Below are 17,934 nucleotides of genomic sequence, written 5' to 3'. Positions count from 1 at the left end.
CACGGAGGCGCGCCGTGCACCGATCCGTGAACTCTGCGTTCCGGGGTCGCCAGCGGGGGAGCGGCCGCCCAAAAATGGGCAGACCTTCGGCGCAGACCTTTAGCCGGCTCTGGTGAACGCCATGTCAGCCAGGGCCCAATCATCCGGTGGACCCTCGAACATCTCCCATGGGTAGTCTTCGCCAGGGGAGAGGAGCTCGGCCATGGTGCTGACGTTCTTGGACAGCCATTCTTTCCAGAGAATCCGCTCAATCCTGTAACGGTGGAGCTGCGCTGCAACGGCCTCCATTACACCGAAGTGTTCGGCGAGTTCCTTCAGCGAAGTCGAGGCCACAACAGCCCATTCCCGTGCGGCATTCCGGGAAATCATCTTCCAGGCAGCCAAGACCTCCAGTGCTTCAGTGACCGAAGTGCGCGACAGCTTGGTGGCCCTAACGAGTTCCATCGTCGGCAGGGGAGTGGCGGACTGTTCCAATGATTCGTAGACGAACGCCGCCGGCAGTCCTAGTTCGCGGAAGACGGGGCGCAGGGCGTGGATCTTGCCTTTCTGCCAGGTAAGGTCTTCGGCAGCGGGCCTCACGTCTTCCGGGACAGTCAACATGTAGAGGTCTCCCTTGGTGCCGCGACCTTGTTCCACCAGAGTGACCAACGGGTCCTTCTCGCTGCGCAGAGCTCTCAGGTGGAAACCGACCGTCGTATGATCCAGGCCGGTCGCCACGGCAATGGAACGGTCTCCGAACTCAACGAACCGCGACGCCGTCATATGGGCTGCTTCACCCAGTGCTCTAAGCACCATTCTCCGTGCCAGACCGGTTCGGGAGTCTTTGTACGAATGTTCCTTTAGCCGCAGCGCATTCCGCCAAGTTCTGATGTGCCGATGCTCAGCATCGGCATTTGTCGAAACGGAAATCCCCTGTAACCCCTGCGCCTGTGTATTTGGCTGGCTTGTGGGGGATATGTGAACGTTGTCTTTCTTCCTCGTTTTTCCTTGGTTTTTGTTCAGGTACACGACCCCGTTTGCCCAGTCTCTTTTCAGTGCCGGCACGCGGTGTCGGGACGGGTAGCGGGCGTAGAAAGATGCAAGCCCTGGCCAGATGCCCTGCAACATCCGGCGTTGGACGTCCACGAGCTCCATCCCGGCGGCCGCAGCACTGACGATGACTGCCTGTCGGGCGTCCGAGTCGGTGGCGTACCGGTTGACGTCGTAGAGGCCGGTCAGTGCCAGCTGCTGCATCGCCCTGGACATCCTGCCGGCCACCTGCTGCGCCTTCGGTGCCTCAGTTGTGGATGGGATGAAGGACTGCTCCAGACGCAGGGCGCGGACCGCGGCGATCTCGTCGGCCAGGTCAGCGTTCATCCCGGCCCACACGGCAGGGCTGTTCGGGCGGCGCACAATGTCGTAGGCCTTGGTCAAGCTCATGGCCAGCTGCTGGTGGCCGCCGCGCTTATGCGGGGAACCGGGTGTGCGCATACAGCCGTGAAGAAGGTTCTGGTGCGGGGTCTTGTCCAAACTCCGGTGGCGGTTGCCCAGGGCTTCGACGAGATCACGCGCTTCGGAGAACGTGACGCGCTGTTCCAGCGGGATATAGACGTGCCGGCCGCCATTGGGGGAGTAGTCCTCAATCCAGCGGGCGCCTACGGAGTGGAGCCAGGTCTGCAGCGCGCGGACGTCAGCCTCGACCCAGTCGGTGCCGGCGACGGAGGAGTCGAAGTCCAGGAAGATCGCTGAGCAGGTGCCGTCTTTGCCGAAGATGCGGACGGCGGCAGGAACCGACGGCAGCGCCTCGGTGAGGTTCCGTTCGTGCTTCTGCGGATACGTCTTACCGGCGTCGCGGGAGAGACGAACGCGGGGCTGGCCGGCAAGGAGGGGAGCCAACGCAGCCCAGGCGAGGGCAGGGGAGTTTGACTCGCGCGACACGCCAGACTCATGTAGGGCTGGCAGCACGCGCGCGTGCTGATGTACGATGGGGACAATCCTTTCGGGGAGATCCTGTCGCAGGGATAACAAAGGACCGGCCCGCCAAGACCGGTTTCATAGCACAACAATGGTCGGCCTGTGAAGGTCCACCACTCGACTTACTATCTGTCAGCCGCCAAGCAATCCAGAAGGTAAGTCTCAAATCTTCGAAGGCCCGCCAAGTGCGGGCCTTCCTTTTTAACTATGAAGCAAGCTGCTCGAGGGGGAGCGGCTCCTGATGGCGGATCTTACTCAGATCCGACCGATCAATTCGTTCAGACACCACGTGGGCCACCCAGTCGCTGACGTGCTCATAGCCCTCGGCATCGGCGAGCTCGCGGACCAGGTCTGCTTTTTGGGTCGCCAGGCGGAAGCCGATCAGTCGACGTTCACCCTTGCTGTGACGACCTGCGCGTCGGTTGGTTGTTGCCATGATTACTCACTGTCCTTTGAACTCCAGCGTTCCGTGGAACGGCTCGATCACTTATCGACGGGACATCGGGGCCGGGTGGCCTCAGTAGTGCAAATGTTGCAATAACTGATTTCGTTTCCGAATACTCCGAAAATACCATCGCGGCAGGTCAGGTGACGGGATTAAGCAAAAACAGAAATTGTCGCGTGTCGCGTGTGTCCCAGCGGGAACATGCCGACCGACGCAGTATCCACCGCATCAAGGTCCTCTTCCCGAGGTCTGAACTTGAATATAGGCGGGCTGGAGTACCCAGCCGGACGATTGAGACTCCTTCACCCCGGGTTTAACCCCGGGGGTGGCTAACCTCACCTCGCGCCGGCGAGGGCTTCTAAAGCCTGCAGCTCCGGAGGAGACAGATTTTTCTTGAGGTAAAAGTCCTCACTTACCTGGATCGCCCTTAGCAGCTCCGGGTAGGACTGCGCGGCCTCCATGACGGAGGGGAGTGGGCCGTTGGGGTTCCGCCAAGCGGACGGCACCCACGGGTTTTCCTTCTTGCCCCTCGGCGCTGACTTGTCCCAGCGCGGTTTACCGCCCAGGAGGGCCGGGGCCCAGGCAATCAGCAGAGGGCGGTGTTTCTTTGTGGTGTTGCAGCGCGAGCATGCCGGTGTGATGTTGTAGAGGGCGTGAGGCCCTGCGCTGGTCTTGTGCAGGGGAACGATGTGGTCCATATGGAGGTCCGCCGGCTCGGTTACACGCCCGCAGTAGGTACAGCGGTATTCGAGCCGCTCGGCAAGGTCCAGCCAATCTGCGACAGTGAACGGTACGCTTCCGGGGTTCTCCAGCTTCTGCGCTTTGCGCAACGCCTCCGAGATGCGTTTACGGATCCGGATCGTCTCAATGTTCCGGGCAGTGCTCGCATCCTGGGTGCATTTCAGGCTGCAGTACTTTGCGTTGCGGCGTGCCGTGGACATGTCGGAGCCGCAGTGCGGACATAGTCGGATCCCGAGCTCGCGTGCACGTGCCTGCGCCCGGGTGAAGCGGAGGTAGTGCATGTTGCACCGGCCAGCCGTGAACTGCTTGCTCGGGTCTGTATCCGGTGTGACCTCGCAATCCGATTCCATGCACACGGGCAGTTCAAAAGAGCCGTAGGTGCCCAGGAGATTCCAGTGCTTGCGGCAAAGGCCCTCGTAGAGCTTGTTCTGGACACCGCAGTCCACGCCGACCCGGCACTTTTGTTCGCCGGCCTCGGCGACTCGCTTAGCCTTCCTGAACCTCTGGTCGTGCATGGGGCACCTGCCGCCAACGAACTTGTTTGCAGATGCCGTCGGAACAACGTCGCAGTCCGCCTCAATGCAGGGAAGTGCATTCGCGTAGAAGCGGTGGTGTCGGCACATTCCCCCATGCAGGCGGGTCTGCGGTCCGCAGTCCTCCTTACCGACCGAGCACAGCAGCTCGTAGGGGCCATGGTCCTTCATGCGCTTGTAGTGCTTGCCGCAGACGTCGCCTTCGTACAGCTGGCCGGGGTGCAGCTGTCACCGCCGACGCTGCATAGCTTTTGTGGGGGAGTGGTCACCTGTCGAGGCTATGTGCGGCCGCTGACAATTTCCAAAGACACCGGCATGCGGCGTGACAACTCCCCGCCGGGGGCGCCTATTTGGCCTCGTCCGGATCCCAGTCGTCCTTGTCCCGGCTTCTCAGTGTTTCAAGGAGCTTCTCAGACTGTAGGTCAGGACGGTCGGCAGTAGCGGCCGCGTACTGGTCAGCGATGTCCCGCCACACCCCGGCCATCCACGCCATCGGGTCCGTGCCGTTTTCGCGGATAAAGGCATCCAGGGCGGACCGGCGGTAAACCAGGCTCCGGCCGCGTTTCTCCACGACCGGCCCACGGCCCAGAGACTTCAGGTTGTACATGATCTTCTGGTTGATGGCGAATCCGACGGGACCGCTGAGGTAGGCAGCGGCCTCCTTGGTAGACATCTCCATATCCTGGCCTGCGTCGCCTAGTTCGTCGGCGTTCATCTGAGCTGCTCTTCTCGTTTTTCGTTCACTCCGCGAGCCTAAATGGGGCCGCCATCTGAAGGAAGCCGCGCTTACCCTGGCGCCCGTTCACCTGCATGTAATCCAGTGTCGACATCGGCGAAATTTCCTGGCACAATGATGCGAAACTCAGGGCTGATTTGTCCTGCCCAGGCCCCTTTCCGGCGCCAGGTTTACATAACCTTCGTTATCGGCGTTTCAAAATGGCCGGGGGAGAGGCGGAAAGAGCCCTGGGATCACCGGATTATTGCGCTCACCAGGTTCGGTTTTTGTAGAGTTTCCCCAGGCAGTTCAGTCCTGCACGTAGGGCGGAACGCTGGAATGGTTGAAGGGCTGGAACCATTGTTCAAACCGTATGGGCGTGATGCGGAACTGGCCCAAAAACGCCTGGTCATCCTCGAAGCCGTCCAGGCTGCGGTCGTACAGCATGTCGTAGTCGAAGTCTTCGACCAGTGCGTCCTCCAGGTCGCTCCGCCAATGCGTAGGGACGTCCAGATCGTAGGCTTCCACGAGGACTTCGGCCTCATCCAGTAGACATCTGACGGCCAGTTCGCCGGCGACACAGTCGGGTGATCGCCACTCCCTGGCCAGGGTGGCGGTGACGTCCGCCGTCACGACAATGAACATCCGGACGAACATCGGCCCATACCGATGGGCGAATCGGGCCGGAAGGTTGGCCAGTATCCACGTCTGGTCGATGTCGCGTTCCGTGATCGTTTCCAGCTCAGAGACCGCTTGAAGGTCCTCGAACAGCTTGTCGACCATGATGACCGAGGCGGTCCACAGGACGCCGGCAAGGAGTTTCGCCTGATGCAGGTGCAGCTCACGTTCGGCAGTGCTGAGGCGGGCGAGCTCGTCAAGGTCTTCGAGCTCAAACTGCTCCCTGTCATCCTCGGTCATGGTGGCCGGGTCAGGGTCGGCGCCCAAATCCTCGAGCCGGATGCCTTTCAGGAGGGCCGCGTGGGACAGGAACCGCTCGATATTCTCAGCCGTGTCATTCGCCATACCCGGATACTATCGGCCGGGCCGGCACCAGACCGGTCTGAACAGGTCAGCTGTTGCGGTCGCCGTGTTCCACAACCTTCAGGAGGTCCCGGAGGGCGAGCTCCAGGGCGTCGTAGCCGCTCTGGTAGAACATGGCGTCCATCTCCGTGGGCGCCGTGTCGTCGAGCCGGTCCAGCAACGCCTGGGCGTCTTGGATGATGTCCTCCCGATTGAAGCTCCCAGGGTGCTCTGAAGGACCATCGGCAGTGTCTTCATCGTCTTGATCACTGTCGAACCACCGGACCACTGCGTTGCCGCCATAGGCGCGGCTGACGGTTTCCTGTAGCCCGTCCGCCTGCTGCACCGCCAGGTCCAGCTCGGTCACGGCGGTCATGATGCCTATGGTGCTCTCATCGTGGTCTTCTTCGAAGTGCCGGCCAGCCTCCGCAGCCCGGTGCCACTCCATGAGCTGCCCGAGTGTTACCTCCAGGGACCGGAGCGAATCCAGGACGTTGCCCACGATGGAGTAGCTGTCTGAGGGCCGGTCGATTTCATCGGCGGATTGCATGAGATCGCGTGCCGCCCGGGACAGCCTGCCTGCGGCGTGGTACGCCTCCCGCCCCTCGCTCATGCAGCCACTTCGCCTACGAAGTCCCAGCATTGGATATGCAGCCGCTCGGGCTGCCCCGGGTCGTCGCCCCAGATGACCACAGCGATGTCCTCGGCGCTGGTGTGGATCCGGGCCACCCCGTCAAGGTAGACAGTCTGGATTTCAATCAGCCGGCGCCGGGAGTGGAGCACACCGTCATGGAGCAGTATCAGCTCCGGATCATCCGGCCGGCCTGCGCCAACGGTGACGTTCACCTTCCCGTCGGCGTCGTGCAGCACCGCCACTCCCCACGCGTTCGGGCTGGTCCAGAAGTTGGCAACACCATCGACGTCCGGAATGTCCAGGTGACGGCCTTCGTCGGCCATAAGCCACAGCAGTCCGTTAGGGAACGCGACGGCGGCCTCGAAGGCGGCGCTCATTCGGCCGGTTCGATCAGCTCGTGCCCGTTGTTACGGACGCTGTTCACCCGAGTACTGACGATCCGCGGGGTAAGGACCGGTTCCGGGACGGCGTCCAGGAGTTGCTGGACATCGCTCTTATCGGTGGTGCCGGGGTCGAGCCAGTCGGCGAACATGTCCGGCGGGATGATGACCGGGCTGCGTTCGTGGACGTGTCCCAGGGAATCCTGGGCGGTCGTGGTCAGGATGGTGCAGGTGAGCAGCCAGCGGCCCGGGTCATCCTCCGGCAGGGACGGGTCCGGCCAGAACTCGTACAAGCCGGCGAAGGCGAGCAGGTCCGCCTTCTCCGAGTAAAGGTAGTTGGGGATCTTCTTCCCGTCCTCGGTCTTCTGCCACTCGTAATAGCCTTCTGCCGGTATCAGGGCTCGGCGCTTGACGGCCGCCGAACGGAACGACGGCTTCTCCAGGATGGTCTCGCTGCGCGCGTTGATGAGCTTGGAGCCGATCTTGATGTCTTTCGCCCACGATGGAACCAGGCCCCACCGAGCGACCACCAGGCTCCGGTCGATAGCGCCCTCATCAAGCCGTTCCGCGATGATCGGAACGGCTTGGGTGGGCGCCACGTTCCAGCTCGGCGGTGGCGGGCTACCCTCCACTTCCTTGGCGTCGAAATAGCTCAAGAGGTCACCGGTCGCTTTGGACATCACGTATCTGCCGCACATACGCCCATTCTGCACCAGGGCCTGGCCGTTGCGGATGAGCAGGTTCATACCACCCGGGACCGGCCGGACCCCGAGAAGCCCCGGACAGTATCTGCAAGGGGCTTCTCGACGCTCAATCAGCTTTTGATGTAGCTGAAGATCGTGCTGCCGCCCTCAGTCCAAAGACCAACAGTCCTTGCGCCAGCTGCGGTGGACCCGCCGACTGAGACCGGTGAGAACGTCTCGACGTAGCCGTACTCATCGGACCCTGGATCAGTGGATTCCCATGTGCCCCAGCAGTACGGTGCCTCGTTTGCGATGACGCAGACGTGGTTGTCGCCCATGTCGACATGCGTGACGGTCTTACCCGACAGTGCCCCGCTGGTATCAACGGCTTGAGGCACCATCTGGTAATTCGAATCGTACGGCGCATCGTAGCTATACGGGTGCATCGTGCCGTCCCCGACCATGTTGGCGTAGTCCCCGGTGCGGTTGCCCCAGCAGTAGGCGGCTCCGTCCGCTACAGCACAGGTGTTGCTGTAGCCGCCGGCAATGGCCGTGACGGTCATACCTTCCAGCCCCTGGACTGCAACCGGCAGCGGGTTTTCCGTGAGGCGTGTGCCGTTACCCATGGTCCCGCTGTCACCGCGGCCCCAGCAGAAGGCGGCACCGTCAGCGATCGCGCACGGCCCGCCGTTTGATGCACCAAGGTCAGTAATAGTCTTGCCCGCAAGTGCGCCGGACGTGTTGACGGCGACGGGTGTGTAGCTCTGCACACCGTAGGTGCCGATGCCAAGTTCACCCGAGTTGTTCGCACCCCAGCAGTACGGCGTGCCGTCGGCCAGGACGCAGGCGAACTGGTTTCCGCCGACGAGCTTGGTGATGGTCTTACCCGCGAGGACACCCGCGGTGTCCACCGCAGTTGGTACGACGACGTTGTCATCGGAAATCAGACTGTAGCTTCCCCAGCAATATGGAGCGCCGTCGGCGATGGCGCAGGTGTTGTACCCGTTGGTGATCACCTGGCTGATGACCTTGCCGTCGAGCCCGATGACCTTAACCGGTTCGGATTCCTCGGTGCGATCCTCTCCGATGCCAAGCTGGCCGCGCCAGTTGTCACCCCAGCAGTACAGCTCCCCCGATGATTCAAGGGTTCCACATGCGTGATATGAGCCGGTGTTCTCAGAAAGAAGACCAATACGCTGGCCTGCCAGCGCGCCCTGGATGATGGATCCGGTGGCTGACTGGGTATCGGCGGTCGTGCCCAACTCGTGGGCCCAGTTTCCGCCAAAGCCGGCAAGTCGCTGGTTGGTTTCAGCACGGTCGCCGTCCCAGTCATAAGACGTCGGGGTGCCTGAGGTGCCTCCTGGAGCGGCCGTCGGATCTCCAGATGGCCCAGCCGCCGGGAGGCCTCCAATAGCGTTGATGATCGTGCCGAGGCTCGCCGGATCGACGCATTCGGTGTCCGTGGTGGCGGTCAGCAACTTAGGCTCGGTGACTTTGTTCGTCGAGAAGTACACCTTGCCGGTTCCCGATTTGCTGACCCCCACGTAGCAAGTGCCATCGTCGTCCGCAGTGACGCCCAGACTGGGACTGTCCCCCATGAGACTGTTGCTCAGCAGGCCCGCCTTGTTTTTGAAGCCTCCCAGCTGAGACTTGGCGACGCCCTGGGCTGTCCTGACCGCGTCAAGGTCCTGCTGCGCCGCCTTGTCCTGGGAGAACGGGATGACCCCGAAAATGGCGGCGAGCACGCCGGCGGCGAGAATGCCGACCACGACGACGCCAGTGATGATGGATGGCAGGTCGAAGGCGCCGGCCTGGGACCGGAGCACCTTCCAATGATTCCGGGCAGTCCTGCCCCGGCTGTGTACTTCGGTCACTGCAAAATTCCTCTCAAGCGGATGATTCCCCGATTGAGAACATGCGTAGATGTACGCGACGTTAGCGTGGTTTCATCACGCTTCAGGTGAGACAGAAGACCGGCACCCCAGAACGGTTCCGGGGTGCCGGTCTTCAAGGTTGATTACTGGAGGGTGATGTCCAGGTGGCTGCTGTTGCCCGTTGCCGTAATTCCGCCGGCCCCCGGTGAAGCCGCGGCCGAGGGAATGTTCATCGTCACGGTGAAATTGCCGTTCATGTCGGTGTAGGCGTAAACGTCAGACCAGTAAGTGTCGTCATACAGGTTCACCCTCGTGTAGGGGGCGTAGCCCCTGCCCACCACGGTGAAGTCGGAGTCCAGGGTGACAGCCGCGGGTGCGCTGATCTGTTCAGTGCTGCCTTCCACCAGGGCGCTCCACGGGCCAGGGGGCGTAGGAACTCCGACGGCGCCCGCCGGATTGATCCTCATCGCGGTAACAGTGAGCGGCCATTCATCTTCAACGACGCCAATTCCCCAGTTCCATGGCTGGGTGCTGGCCGGGATGTCGATCGTCGTATCGAAGTTGCCTGCACCGTCGGTCTGGACAGATCCGCCGTCGAAGTCCCTCCCGTCCCATCCAAGGGCACCCCCAAAGAAGATAGTCGGAGTGACGGAGGAGTTAGGGGCAAAACCCTCACCCTTGATCTGGACGGTATCTCCGACTGTGGCGGTTGCCGGAGAGGCGATACGACGTGCGGCAACAGCCTGGCTCGGGGAGGCGTTTTCTGCACCGGTCCAGGAGTAAATCCAGTTCGCATTTGAGAGGTAGGACCCGTCGAAGTTCGGCTCATAGCCTGAAACAGACGGTGCGTCCGGCGCTGAGCAGTTCCACTGGCAGGGGGTGCCGGCGACGAACACCCGATCGACATGCATCGTAACTGACTTCCCGTCAGGCACGCCCGCCTGAATTATCAGGTAAGTGTTGGTGGTGGAAGTATCCACAGGCGCAACGAAGTTGTTTACGTAGTCAATCCGCTCCCACTCGTTCGCACCCAGGACACCAGCATCAGATATTGGTCCAGCGCTGCCAGCCCCGGTAGGGACACCTGACTTGTCGGTGGTGATCACACCGGCGCTCCAGTAAGAAGGTGAACCCCAGGCACCGTCAGGTGTGCTGATGTGGAAGGAGAAGGCGCTCATAGTGGCGACATCGATGGGGAAGTAGACAGTGGCGCGGTTATGGCCTGCACTGCCGGTGGCGGTTATTTCAAGTTGTCCCGCGTCCCCGTTGTATCCGCCGAATGCGTAACCGACAGCGGTTGCCGCGTTATCGCTGTATCCCATGATGTTGTCAGCGGTCCACCCTGTGATGCCCTTCTTGAAACCGGGATCTGGGTAGAGGTTGGTGACCTTGCGCTCGGACCACGTGTTCGCCGCCCGGAAGGTAGAGCCACCCTCACCGTTGGGTGTGGGATCCTCGCTGTCCGGGATACCGTCACCGTCTGTGTCGATGGGGCCGCCGGCCACCGGTCCGGATCCGAGGCCGCCGATTCCGGCGATAATCGCGTCACGGGTGGCGGCATCGATGCAGCCGGTGTCCAAACCTGCGGTCAGGAGTGCCGACTGGGTTGTCCGGTCCGAGTTGAAGTACACCTTGCCGGTAGCAGATTTGCTGATGCCGACGTAGCAACTGCCGGCGGCGTCGGTGCCAACGCCGACAGAAGCGCGGTCCCCGGAAATCAGTCCGCCTGTGAGGAGTCCGTTCTTGTCTTTGAAGCCACCCAGCTGGGCTTTGGCAACCCCCTCGGCCGTCCGTACGGTATCAAGGTCCTGCTGCGCCGCCTTGTCCTGGGAGAACGGGATGACCCCGAAGATGGCCGCGAGTACGCCGGCGGCAAGGATGCCAACCACGACGACGCCGGTGATGATGGATGGCAGGTCGAACGCGCCGGCTTGCGACCGGACCGTCTTCCAGAAAGCCCGGGCACCCATGCCCTGGCGGTGTATTTCGGTCACTGCATGTTCCTCTCAAAAGCGGATGATTCCCCTTCTGAGAACATGCGTAGATTCCGGGAGCGTGGCGGCACGGTCGGAGATCTCTGGGTTCGGCCGGCGACTGCCCCTTGGGCCAAGTGGACGGACGATGAAGCATGATAAATCCCACTGGCCCGTGACTATGGAATACCCCCGGCATCCGGTACGTTGCATGTCGAACCCACACCAACCAGAAGAAACGAGAAGTACCCCCGTGGCAACCGACTACGACGAGCTCCGCTCCGACGTCAAAGAATCCCAGCACAACTCTCTGGAAGCACTCCAGTCCGCTAACGCCCCGGATGCCCGCAGCGTCGTCCTGGAACTGGACCAGGCCGATGGTCTTGATCTTGAGGTTCCCGGCGGCGAATTCATCGCCGAAGAGCTGATCGTCCAGGTCATTCCTCAGGCAGACGACGAATTCACCTGCTACTCCTGCTTCCTGGTCCGGCACCGGTCCCAGGTTGCGCGAGAGAAGAACGGCCACGCGTACTGCATTGAATGTGAAGGCTGAGCGGTTCTGGCCGGCCGTCGGTGACGCCGTCTGGGATCGGATTCGGGACGAATTCACCTTGCCGGATCTGGCCGTGGAGGCACGCTTCTTTGAGCTCACCGGGAACCCGGCCCCGCTGATGCGGCAGCTCATCCGGGTGTTTATTGGTGACGGGGTGTTCTGCCCCGGTTTCCAGTTCCGGGAGGGGCTTCCGGACCCCGCGGCCGTAGCGATCTTCGGCCGCGCGATGGACTTGGCAGTCCCCCATAATGTGTTCGCTGCCTGGATGATCACCCCGATGCGCTCCGCCGGCAACAAGCGCCCGGTGGACGCTCTCGGGGATACCCGGCTCTTGGAGTCGGAGCTGGCCGCCTTCGCCGACTGGTACCGCCCCCGCCCCTCTTCCGGCTAAAGGCCGCACCGGCCGGCTAGCGGGCCGAAGAATTCCCGTCCAGCCTCGGTCCGGTCTTCCACGTGTTCCAGCCCGGGACAGCGTCCTGCAGGGCCTGCAGATGCCCGGCCGTGATGTCTCCGCGACTGGCCCGCCGCCGTTGGCCGTGCAGCCAGTTTCCGAGGACACGCTCAGTGTCGGTTCGGGGTGTCCGGTGCGACGGCAGGCGGCCCTCAACCATTGCGAACCTGGCCAGTTCTTCCAGCCTCTGGCGCCAGCGGCGCGCTTCCAGCTGAACCCGGGGAGGCGTCCTCCAATCCCCCACGGCATCCAGTGCGCGCCTGTGCTCTTCATCCAGTTCACCTTTGCCGGCTGCTGCACGCTGCCGCTCCAGCCATCGCCCCAGGCTTGTCTCCTCCGGCGCCTGGGCGGCCGCAAACGGTGGCCTGCCATTGGCGGCCATGAAAGCCGTGAGCTCCTCGCAGCGGGCCTTCCAGCGCTCGGTGACAGCGGCGGCCGGCGGAGCCTTACGCAGGTGCTCCTGCACGATTCCAGGGTCGTTGCGCCGGGCACGGGCGATGGCCCGGTTGACCTGCTGCACGTTGACCCGGCAAAGCTGTGAAATCCGGCCGGCGGTCAGGCCCTGCCGGTACATGAGAACCCACTCCGGCGAGCCAATGTCCCTGCCCATCAGGTCTCCGCGGAGTCTGCTTCGCTGAACTCGCCGCGGGCGATCTTTTCAGCGGTCCGCTCGTACGCCTGGGCGATGTACGTTTCGATGTCGTCCCGGCCGATCCGCCAGACGCCGCGGCTTCCCACCTGGATTCCGCGCAGGTCCCCGGATTTGATGATGGCCCGGATCAGGGGCACGCCAACGTTCAACTCGTCGGCCGTCTGCTCAACGGTGAGAAACCTGTGCGGCGGTCGCGTGTCATCAGTCATCTATTCATCGTATGTGTGGAGGGGATCCTGCCGACTTCGTACCAGCTGCCATAGGCCGTGTCCTCTACGCATGTTTGGGGGTAGAGACATTGGCTACATGAAAGGCCCCACAGCGTGGCTTCCAGCACTGAGCGAATCCGGGTGAAGCTGCCCGAGAAATTCGACCCGAACCGGCACATGGCACCGTTGATGAAGAAGATCACCGAGGCTCACGGTGAAGGGTTCGAGGTTGACTCCATCGTCGACGGCTACGCCGTGGCCACCCGCCAGGTGACCGTCACTGAGATCCGCCAGAACGAGAAGTCCAAGACTCAGGAAGTCCGCCTCCCCCGGTCCGTGAAGCCGACCGACGGTGAGAAAATGGCCGTGAAGCTCGCTGACCAGCACGGGGACGGATGGGAGATGACTAAGTTCGAACCCTTTCTCGGGAAGGCCGTCCTGACCCAGCTGAGCCCGGAAACCGCCCGCTGCCGTGGCGCAGCGGCCCTGGCCCTCGGTGTGAAGCCCTGGGAGGTGCAGGTGGCCCCGCGCCGCGACGGCGGCTTCGATCTGGAACTTCCGCGCACCTACATGCCCTCCAAGCACGATTCGAAGCTTGAAGAGGTAGCCACCGGCGTCGTCGGCCGCGACGGCTGGTACGTGGCGGTGAACGCCCAGAAGCTCACAGCGTCCATCATCCCGTCCGCTCCCCCGACATTTCCGGGCATGATTCCGACCCCGATGGACTCCGTGGTCAAGTTTGACCACACCAAGAAGGAGACCTTCAAGATCCCGCTGGGCATGAAGCTTCCGCCGGCCGGCGAGACCATTGGTGAGACATTTGCTCTGGACATGAACGCGGGTGCGCACGCTCAGCTGGGTGGAATTTCAGGCGGTGGCAAAACTGTCTTGCTCAACTGCTACCTCGCCACCTGGCTGGCCAAGGGCGCTGAACTGGCCATCATCGACCTTCCAACCAAGAGTGCCGACTTCGAATGGTGCAAGGAATTCGTCCGCCCGGGCGGCTGGGGGTGCGCATCGCCGGCACAGTCCGCGGTCGCAATCCGGCTCATCATGGAGGAAGGCGAAAGGCGCTCGACCTACATCAAGAGCCACGGGTTCAACGACTGGAAGGACCTGCCCAAGTCGGCGGCCCTGAAGCCGCTCATCGTGATCGTCGATGAGCTCACGGGCCTGTTCGCACTGGAAGCGGTACCCAAAGCCGGCAAGGACGCACCCCAGCTACTCAAGGACATGGCCGCCGACGCAAACCGGACGAACCTGTTCAAGGAAATTCTGAAGAACGGCATCAAGCGTGTGGCCGCCGAGCTCCGCTTCACCGGTGTCTTTCTGATGCTCGCCACGCAGGTCGCCTCGGCGAACACCGGCATCGAACCTGCTCTGCGGACCAACCTGCACCACAAGCTGCTCATGGGCGCCAAGCCCACCGAAGGTAACCGCCGGCTGGTCTTCTCCGATCCGGACCGGGTCCCGTTGGTCCCGGACAATGTCCGGACGGACAGCGGCGCCTCCCGCGGCGTAGGCTCCACGGAGCCTGAGGGTGATGAGCCCTCGGTCTTCAAGTCCTATTTCGCCACCGTCACGGAGTACCGGGCCTGGCTGGAAAAGCTAGGCGTACCCAAGACGACACAGCCGGAACCGACAAAGGCGCAGATGGCCCAGCTCGAGGACGCTTTCGAAACCCCTGAGGACCAGGACGACGTCGCCACCCGCCGGGCCGCAATGAAGGACCCGATGGCAAACCTAATGGGCGACTCGGGCTTGGACGAGAACGGCCGGCCGCTGAAGGGCGCTGCCCTGGCCGCGTCCCAGTCCCGACAGCTGTCCAACATGGGCGGCCGAGCCTAACTGGTTCAGAACAGCAGAAAGCCCCGGCAGATTATCCTGCCGGGGCCTTCTTTTTCGGATCGAATCCTAGGCGTTCGAGTCTTCCTTTTTGCGTCCGAAGAGCCCGTAGCCGGGCTTAGGGGCTTCAGCCTGCTTCTCTTCGGGTGCCGGGGCGTCGAAGGCCACGTCACCCAGGGCCGGCGGGGTGTCGAAGAAGTTCGGGTCAAGGATGGCGTCGTCTGTCAGGTCCGGGGCCGGCAGGTAGTTCTGCGTGAGCGGCTCCGGGACGCCGTCAGCGTCGTCCGTCGGGAGGGCCTGGAGGAAGTCGTCCTCGGAGGCAGCGGCGGTTGGCGCTTCCTGCTCCGCCGTCTGGATGCCTTGGAAGACGTCGCCGGCGGCCGCCGGAGCCTCGTCGGGGACGTCGACCACAGAGGCACGCACAGGCACCGGGGCGTGCGCTTCCGGGGCTGCGTCCGTCTCGGCCGGGAAGGCCACGGTGAACAGGTCTGCGGCTTCGGCCAGGTCCGGGTTGTCAGCGGCGATCGCTTCGATGATCCTGACTGCTTCGGCGCGGACACCGTTCTGAGCAGTGCGGACACCCGTTGCGAGCCGCTCGTCGAAGGACTTCTCTGCGTCCCGGGCGTAGTCCTGGTGCTTTTCTTCCGCTGCGGTCAGGTTCCTTCCCGCGGCGGCGGACTCATCCTGCAGAGTTTCGATCCGCCTGTCACGTTCTTCCAGCTTCAGCCGGAGATCGGCGGTGGTGCCCTGCTCCGCCCGAAGGTCGGCGGAGAGCGTCTCATTGGTGCGGCGGAGCTCCTCCATGCCGGAACGGAGTTCCTCGATGGTGCGGTCCGTCGCGTCAGTCTCCGTGACGGCAGCCGTGGGCGTCGTGTCTTCTCCCTCCGGAGCCGGAGCCGGAGCCGGAGCCGGGTCAGCAGCGGCAGGTGCCGGCACCTCCAGGTCAAACCCGAAGCTGTCAGTTGCCGGGGCCGGGACCGCGCAGATGTGTTTGCGGGCTGAGTCCAGTTCCAGGGCCTGGTCCCCCACCAGCGATTCCAGCCGTTTCTGTTCGCGGACCGCCTCGCTGAGCTCGAAGCGGACCGCACGGACTTCGCCTTCGTGGGCGTTCTGGAATTCAAGCACCGATCCTTCTAGGCCTGCGACGGATCCCAGGATGGAGGTGAGGATCGCGTTCCGGCCCTCCTGGAAGGTCGCCAGCGGGCTGGCAGTGGTGGCGGTAGCGGTGGTCATGGGACTCCAGTGGGTGCGTCGCGGAAAATCGTTTACCGTAACAGTCTAGCCGTTTAAAGCCAAACGCACCAAGCCACTTAGGCGACGAAAAAGCCCCGCCGCAACATTCTGCGACGGGGCTATCCGGACAGGCCTGCCTAGCGGCTGGACCACGCCTTGGCGACGGCATCCTTGACCGACTGCTTCATGGCCGCCTGGGCGGCAGCAGCCTTGACTTCGGCTTCCTTGGCCGCGGTTGCAGCAGCTGCGGCCGACGCTTCGGCATCAACCTTGGCCGCGCTTGCCTCGCCGGCCACGGAGGCGTCAACGGGAGCGCCGGTAGCTGCGTCCACCCAGGCACCTTCAGCGGTCTGGGTTACTGCCACACCGGTGCTAGGGCTCACGTACGAAGGGGCGGAGGCGACGAAGCCGCCACCTGCAGGAGCTGACTGTGCCGGGACGTAGCCGCCACCGGTTGCGGGGGCGACGTATCCCGAGCCCGAGTTGGCGGGTGCCCTGTTGGTCGGCGCTGCCGGGGCCTGGTAGGCGGGCGCCGGAGGAACGTACACCGGCGGAGCCACATAGACGGGGGCCGGTGGCACATATACGGGCGGCGGCGCGCGGTCCGGCACCGGGGCCACATAGACAGGTGCCGGCGGGGCGATGGGCGTGCCGTAACCGGGGGTGCCGTTTCCGCCGAGGTTGCCGCCGGTATTGCCGCCGGTTCCACCACCGCTGGAGTCGGGCGAGCAGTAGCCCTGGCCCCCACCGAAGTCGTTCCAGTGCTGGCCCGCGGGGCAGTTCGCAGCAGAGGCCGCGCCCGCACCGGCGAACAGGGCACCGCCGAGCAGGGCCGTGGTCCCGATTCCGGCCATAAGGCGCTTCAAATTCTTCTTCATGCTCGTGACGTTACACGCCGGAGTGCAAACCGTCAACACTCGTCTCTCATTTCGTGGTAGGTGCGTACGTAAATTCCATGTTCATCTGATCCCCGCTGGCCGACATCGCCCGGGTCAGGATGCTCTCCGTCTCCGAAACGTCCCCTGATGCTGCCCGGTTCCACGCCGTGACGTCGACGACCGCGGTGAGGCTCGCGCCCGGCACGGCCTTGACGGCCGCCGGCTGCCCGGAGACGCCGAGCGCGCCGTCCTTGCCATCGATCTTGATCGATGCGGCGGCCAGCACGGCACTGGGTCCCGGGTCGGTGACCTGGTAGGAGGTCTGTGAGTTCTTCCCCAGCGGGCCTGTTGCCTGCGCCAGGACCTTGCGGGTTTCCATCAGGGCGCTGGAGGCTTTGGCGAAGTCAACCTGTTCGGTCCGGACGCCGCCGACGGGGAAGGAGCCCTCCCAGGAGTCTCCGTCCTTGCTTGTTCCTGTCCAGGCAGTTCCGGCTGCGAAACCGAATCCGTGCTCGAGCGTGGACCGGAGCGCCTTGGCTGCTTCGGTGTCGGCTCCCCCGGTCAGGGTGGTGACCTCACGTTCGGGGCTGAACCACATGGAGGCCTGGGAATCCGTGACGTCGGCGGTGAACGCGCTGCTTGCGGTAATGCTCTGGGACGGTGCTGGATAGTCGGTGACCCAGACCGGAGTGACCGCCAGAACGCGACCGTGACGGTGGACGGTCCGGTAGTCGTACCCCGGGGCGTTGTCGAGCCATTGCTGGACCGTCGCCGCTTCGGAGTCGCTGGGGGCTTCGACGTAGAAGATGCGCAGGGGCCCGGTGTTGGCGACTTCGCGCTCGGCGATGTCAGGGCTGCGGGAATACCCGATGTTCTCAATCGGGAGGGCGTCCCCGGTCTGGGCCGGCGGCAGCATGAGCTCCTGGGGTGCCATCGCGCCCACCTTTGACCACCAGGACGCCGTGTACGGCGCCACGACAACCGTGTCGGCGTCGGCCGGGACGTACCGCGGGATCTCCGAGGCGCGTGGCTGGTTCGATCCGTGAGTGGCCAGGAAGACGGCGAAGCCGCCGGCGATGGCCAGGACCGCGGCGATGCCGACGATCAGGGCCATCACACGGCGGCTGCGCAGTGGCGGTGCGGTGATTTGCTTCATGATCTT

The 17,934-nt window shown here is 63.5% G+C and carries 18 protein-coding genes; 3 read left to right on the top strand and 15 right to left on the bottom strand.

What is annotated here, in order from left to right:
• Nucleotides 1-99: 99 nt before the first annotated feature.
• The 10 genes from ABIB45_RS03175 to ABIB45_RS03130 form a co-directional block, all read right to left on the bottom strand.
• Nucleotides 100-1,917, bottom strand: a complete 1,818-nt coding sequence (locus ABIB45_RS03175) for a MarR family transcriptional regulator (protein ID WP_354214481.1) — start codon at nt 1,915-1,917, stop codon at nt 100-102.
• A 241-nt stretch (nt 1,918-2,158) separates the two neighbouring features.
• Nucleotides 2,159-2,389 carry a hypothetical protein gene (locus tag ABIB45_RS03170; RefSeq protein ID WP_354214480.1) on the bottom strand — a complete coding sequence of 77 codons (231 nt, stop codon included), beginning with the start codon at nt 2,387-2,389 and terminating at the stop codon, nt 2,159-2,161.
• Between the two features lie 344 nt (nt 2,390-2,733).
• Complete coding sequence (locus tag ABIB45_RS03165) at nt 2,734-3,654, bottom strand: HNH endonuclease (protein WP_354214479.1); 921 nt, start codon at nt 3,652-3,654, stop codon at nt 2,734-2,736.
• 364 nt (nt 3,655-4,018) lie between these two features.
• Nucleotides 4,019-4,345 (bottom strand): helix-turn-helix domain-containing protein, encoded by a 327-nt coding sequence (locus ABIB45_RS03160; protein ID WP_354214478.1) that lies wholly within the window; start codon nt 4,343-4,345, stop codon nt 4,019-4,021.
• A 351-nt stretch (nt 4,346-4,696) separates the two neighbouring features.
• A complete protein-coding gene (locus ABIB45_RS03155) occupies nt 4,697-5,410 on the bottom strand; it encodes a hypothetical protein (protein WP_354214477.1) in 714 nt (237 codons plus the stop codon).
• 46 nt (nt 5,411-5,456) lie between these two features.
• Nucleotides 5,457-6,020 (bottom strand): hypothetical protein, encoded by a 564-nt coding sequence (locus tag ABIB45_RS03150; RefSeq protein ID WP_354214476.1) that lies wholly within the window; start codon nt 6,018-6,020, stop codon nt 5,457-5,459.
• A complete protein-coding gene (locus ABIB45_RS03145; protein ID WP_354214475.1) occupies nt 6,017-6,418 on the bottom strand; it encodes a hypothetical protein in 402 nt (133 codons plus the stop codon). The genes ABIB45_RS03150 and ABIB45_RS03145 overlap by 4 nt, the downstream gene beginning before the upstream one ends.
• Nucleotides 6,415-7,119 (bottom strand): SOS response-associated peptidase, encoded by a 705-nt coding sequence (locus ABIB45_RS03140; protein WP_354214474.1) that lies wholly within the window; start codon nt 7,117-7,119, stop codon nt 6,415-6,417. The genes ABIB45_RS03145 and ABIB45_RS03140 overlap by 4 nt, the downstream gene beginning before the upstream one ends.
• A 116-nt stretch (nt 7,120-7,235) precedes the next feature.
• Nucleotides 7,236-8,978, bottom strand: coding sequence for an RCC1 domain-containing protein (locus ABIB45_RS03135; RefSeq protein ID WP_354214473.1), 1,743 nt, complete (start codon nt 8,976-8,978; stop codon nt 7,236-7,238).
• Between the two features lie 143 nt (nt 8,979-9,121).
• Entirely contained in the window at nt 9,122-10,972 is a 1,851-nt protein-coding gene (locus ABIB45_RS03130) for a hypothetical protein (RefSeq protein ID WP_354214472.1), read from the bottom strand.
• A 232-nt stretch (nt 10,973-11,204) separates the two neighbouring features.
• Here ABIB45_RS03130 and ABIB45_RS03125 point away from each other — a divergent pair, with 232 nt between their 5' ends.
• Together ABIB45_RS03125 and ABIB45_RS03120 are read left to right on the top strand one after the other, a co-directional pair.
• The gene (locus ABIB45_RS03125) at nt 11,205-11,504 is read left to right on the top strand and encodes a DUF4193 domain-containing protein (protein WP_354214471.1); all 300 of its coding nucleotides are present in this window, start codon (nt 11,205-11,207) and stop codon (nt 11,502-11,504) included.
• A complete protein-coding gene (locus tag ABIB45_RS03120; protein WP_354214470.1) occupies nt 11,494-11,895 on the top strand; it encodes a hypothetical protein in 402 nt (133 codons plus the stop codon). The genes ABIB45_RS03125 and ABIB45_RS03120 overlap by 11 nt, the downstream gene beginning before the upstream one ends.
• 16 nt (nt 11,896-11,911) lie before the next feature.
• On the opposite strand, the gene ABIB45_RS03115 is transcribed toward ABIB45_RS03120, so the two are convergent.
• Together ABIB45_RS03115 and ABIB45_RS03110 are read right to left on the bottom strand one after the other, a co-directional pair.
• Nucleotides 11,912-12,565, bottom strand: a complete 654-nt coding sequence (locus ABIB45_RS03115) for a helicase associated domain-containing protein (RefSeq protein WP_354214469.1) — start codon at nt 12,563-12,565, stop codon at nt 11,912-11,914.
• Nucleotides 12,565-12,816 carry a helix-turn-helix domain-containing protein gene (locus ABIB45_RS03110; protein WP_354214468.1) on the bottom strand — a complete coding sequence of 84 codons (252 nt, stop codon included), beginning with the start codon at nt 12,814-12,816 and terminating at the stop codon, nt 12,565-12,567. The genes ABIB45_RS03115 and ABIB45_RS03110 overlap by 1 nt, the downstream gene beginning before the upstream one ends.
• Before the next feature lie 114 nt (nt 12,817-12,930).
• Here ABIB45_RS03110 and ABIB45_RS03105 point away from each other — a divergent pair, with 114 nt between their 5' ends.
• Nucleotides 12,931-14,664: a cell division protein FtsK gene (locus ABIB45_RS03105; RefSeq protein WP_354214467.1), complete on the top strand. Its 1,734-nt coding sequence runs from the start codon at nt 12,931-12,933 to the stop codon at nt 14,662-14,664.
• A gap of 66 nt (nt 14,665-14,730) precedes the next feature.
• Here ABIB45_RS03105 and ABIB45_RS03100 read toward each other — a convergent pair whose 3' ends face one another.
• The 3 genes from ABIB45_RS03100 to ABIB45_RS03090 form a co-directional block, all read right to left on the bottom strand.
• A complete protein-coding gene (locus ABIB45_RS03100) occupies nt 14,731-15,894 on the bottom strand; it encodes a hypothetical protein (RefSeq protein WP_354214466.1) in 1,164 nt (387 codons plus the stop codon).
• 137 nt (nt 15,895-16,031) lie between these two features.
• Entirely contained in the window at nt 16,032-16,772 is a 741-nt protein-coding gene (locus tag ABIB45_RS03095) for a hypothetical protein (protein ID WP_354214465.1), read from the bottom strand.
• Between the two features lie 46 nt (nt 16,773-16,818).
• On the bottom strand, nt 16,819-17,928 hold the full coding sequence (locus ABIB45_RS03090; protein WP_354214464.1) for a hypothetical protein: 1,110 nt from the start codon (nt 17,926-17,928) through the stop codon (nt 16,819-16,821).
• Nucleotides 17,929-17,934: the final 6 nt, after the last annotated feature.

Origin of the sequence: Arthrobacter sp. UYCo732 (genome assembly GCF_040547265.1) — a bacterium.
Classification (GTDB): domain Bacteria; phylum Actinomycetota; class Actinomycetes; order Actinomycetales; family Micrococcaceae; genus Arthrobacter.
The sequence above is the reverse complement of the archived record's forward strand: the minus strand, read 5'-3'. Positions and strand labels throughout refer to the sequence as shown.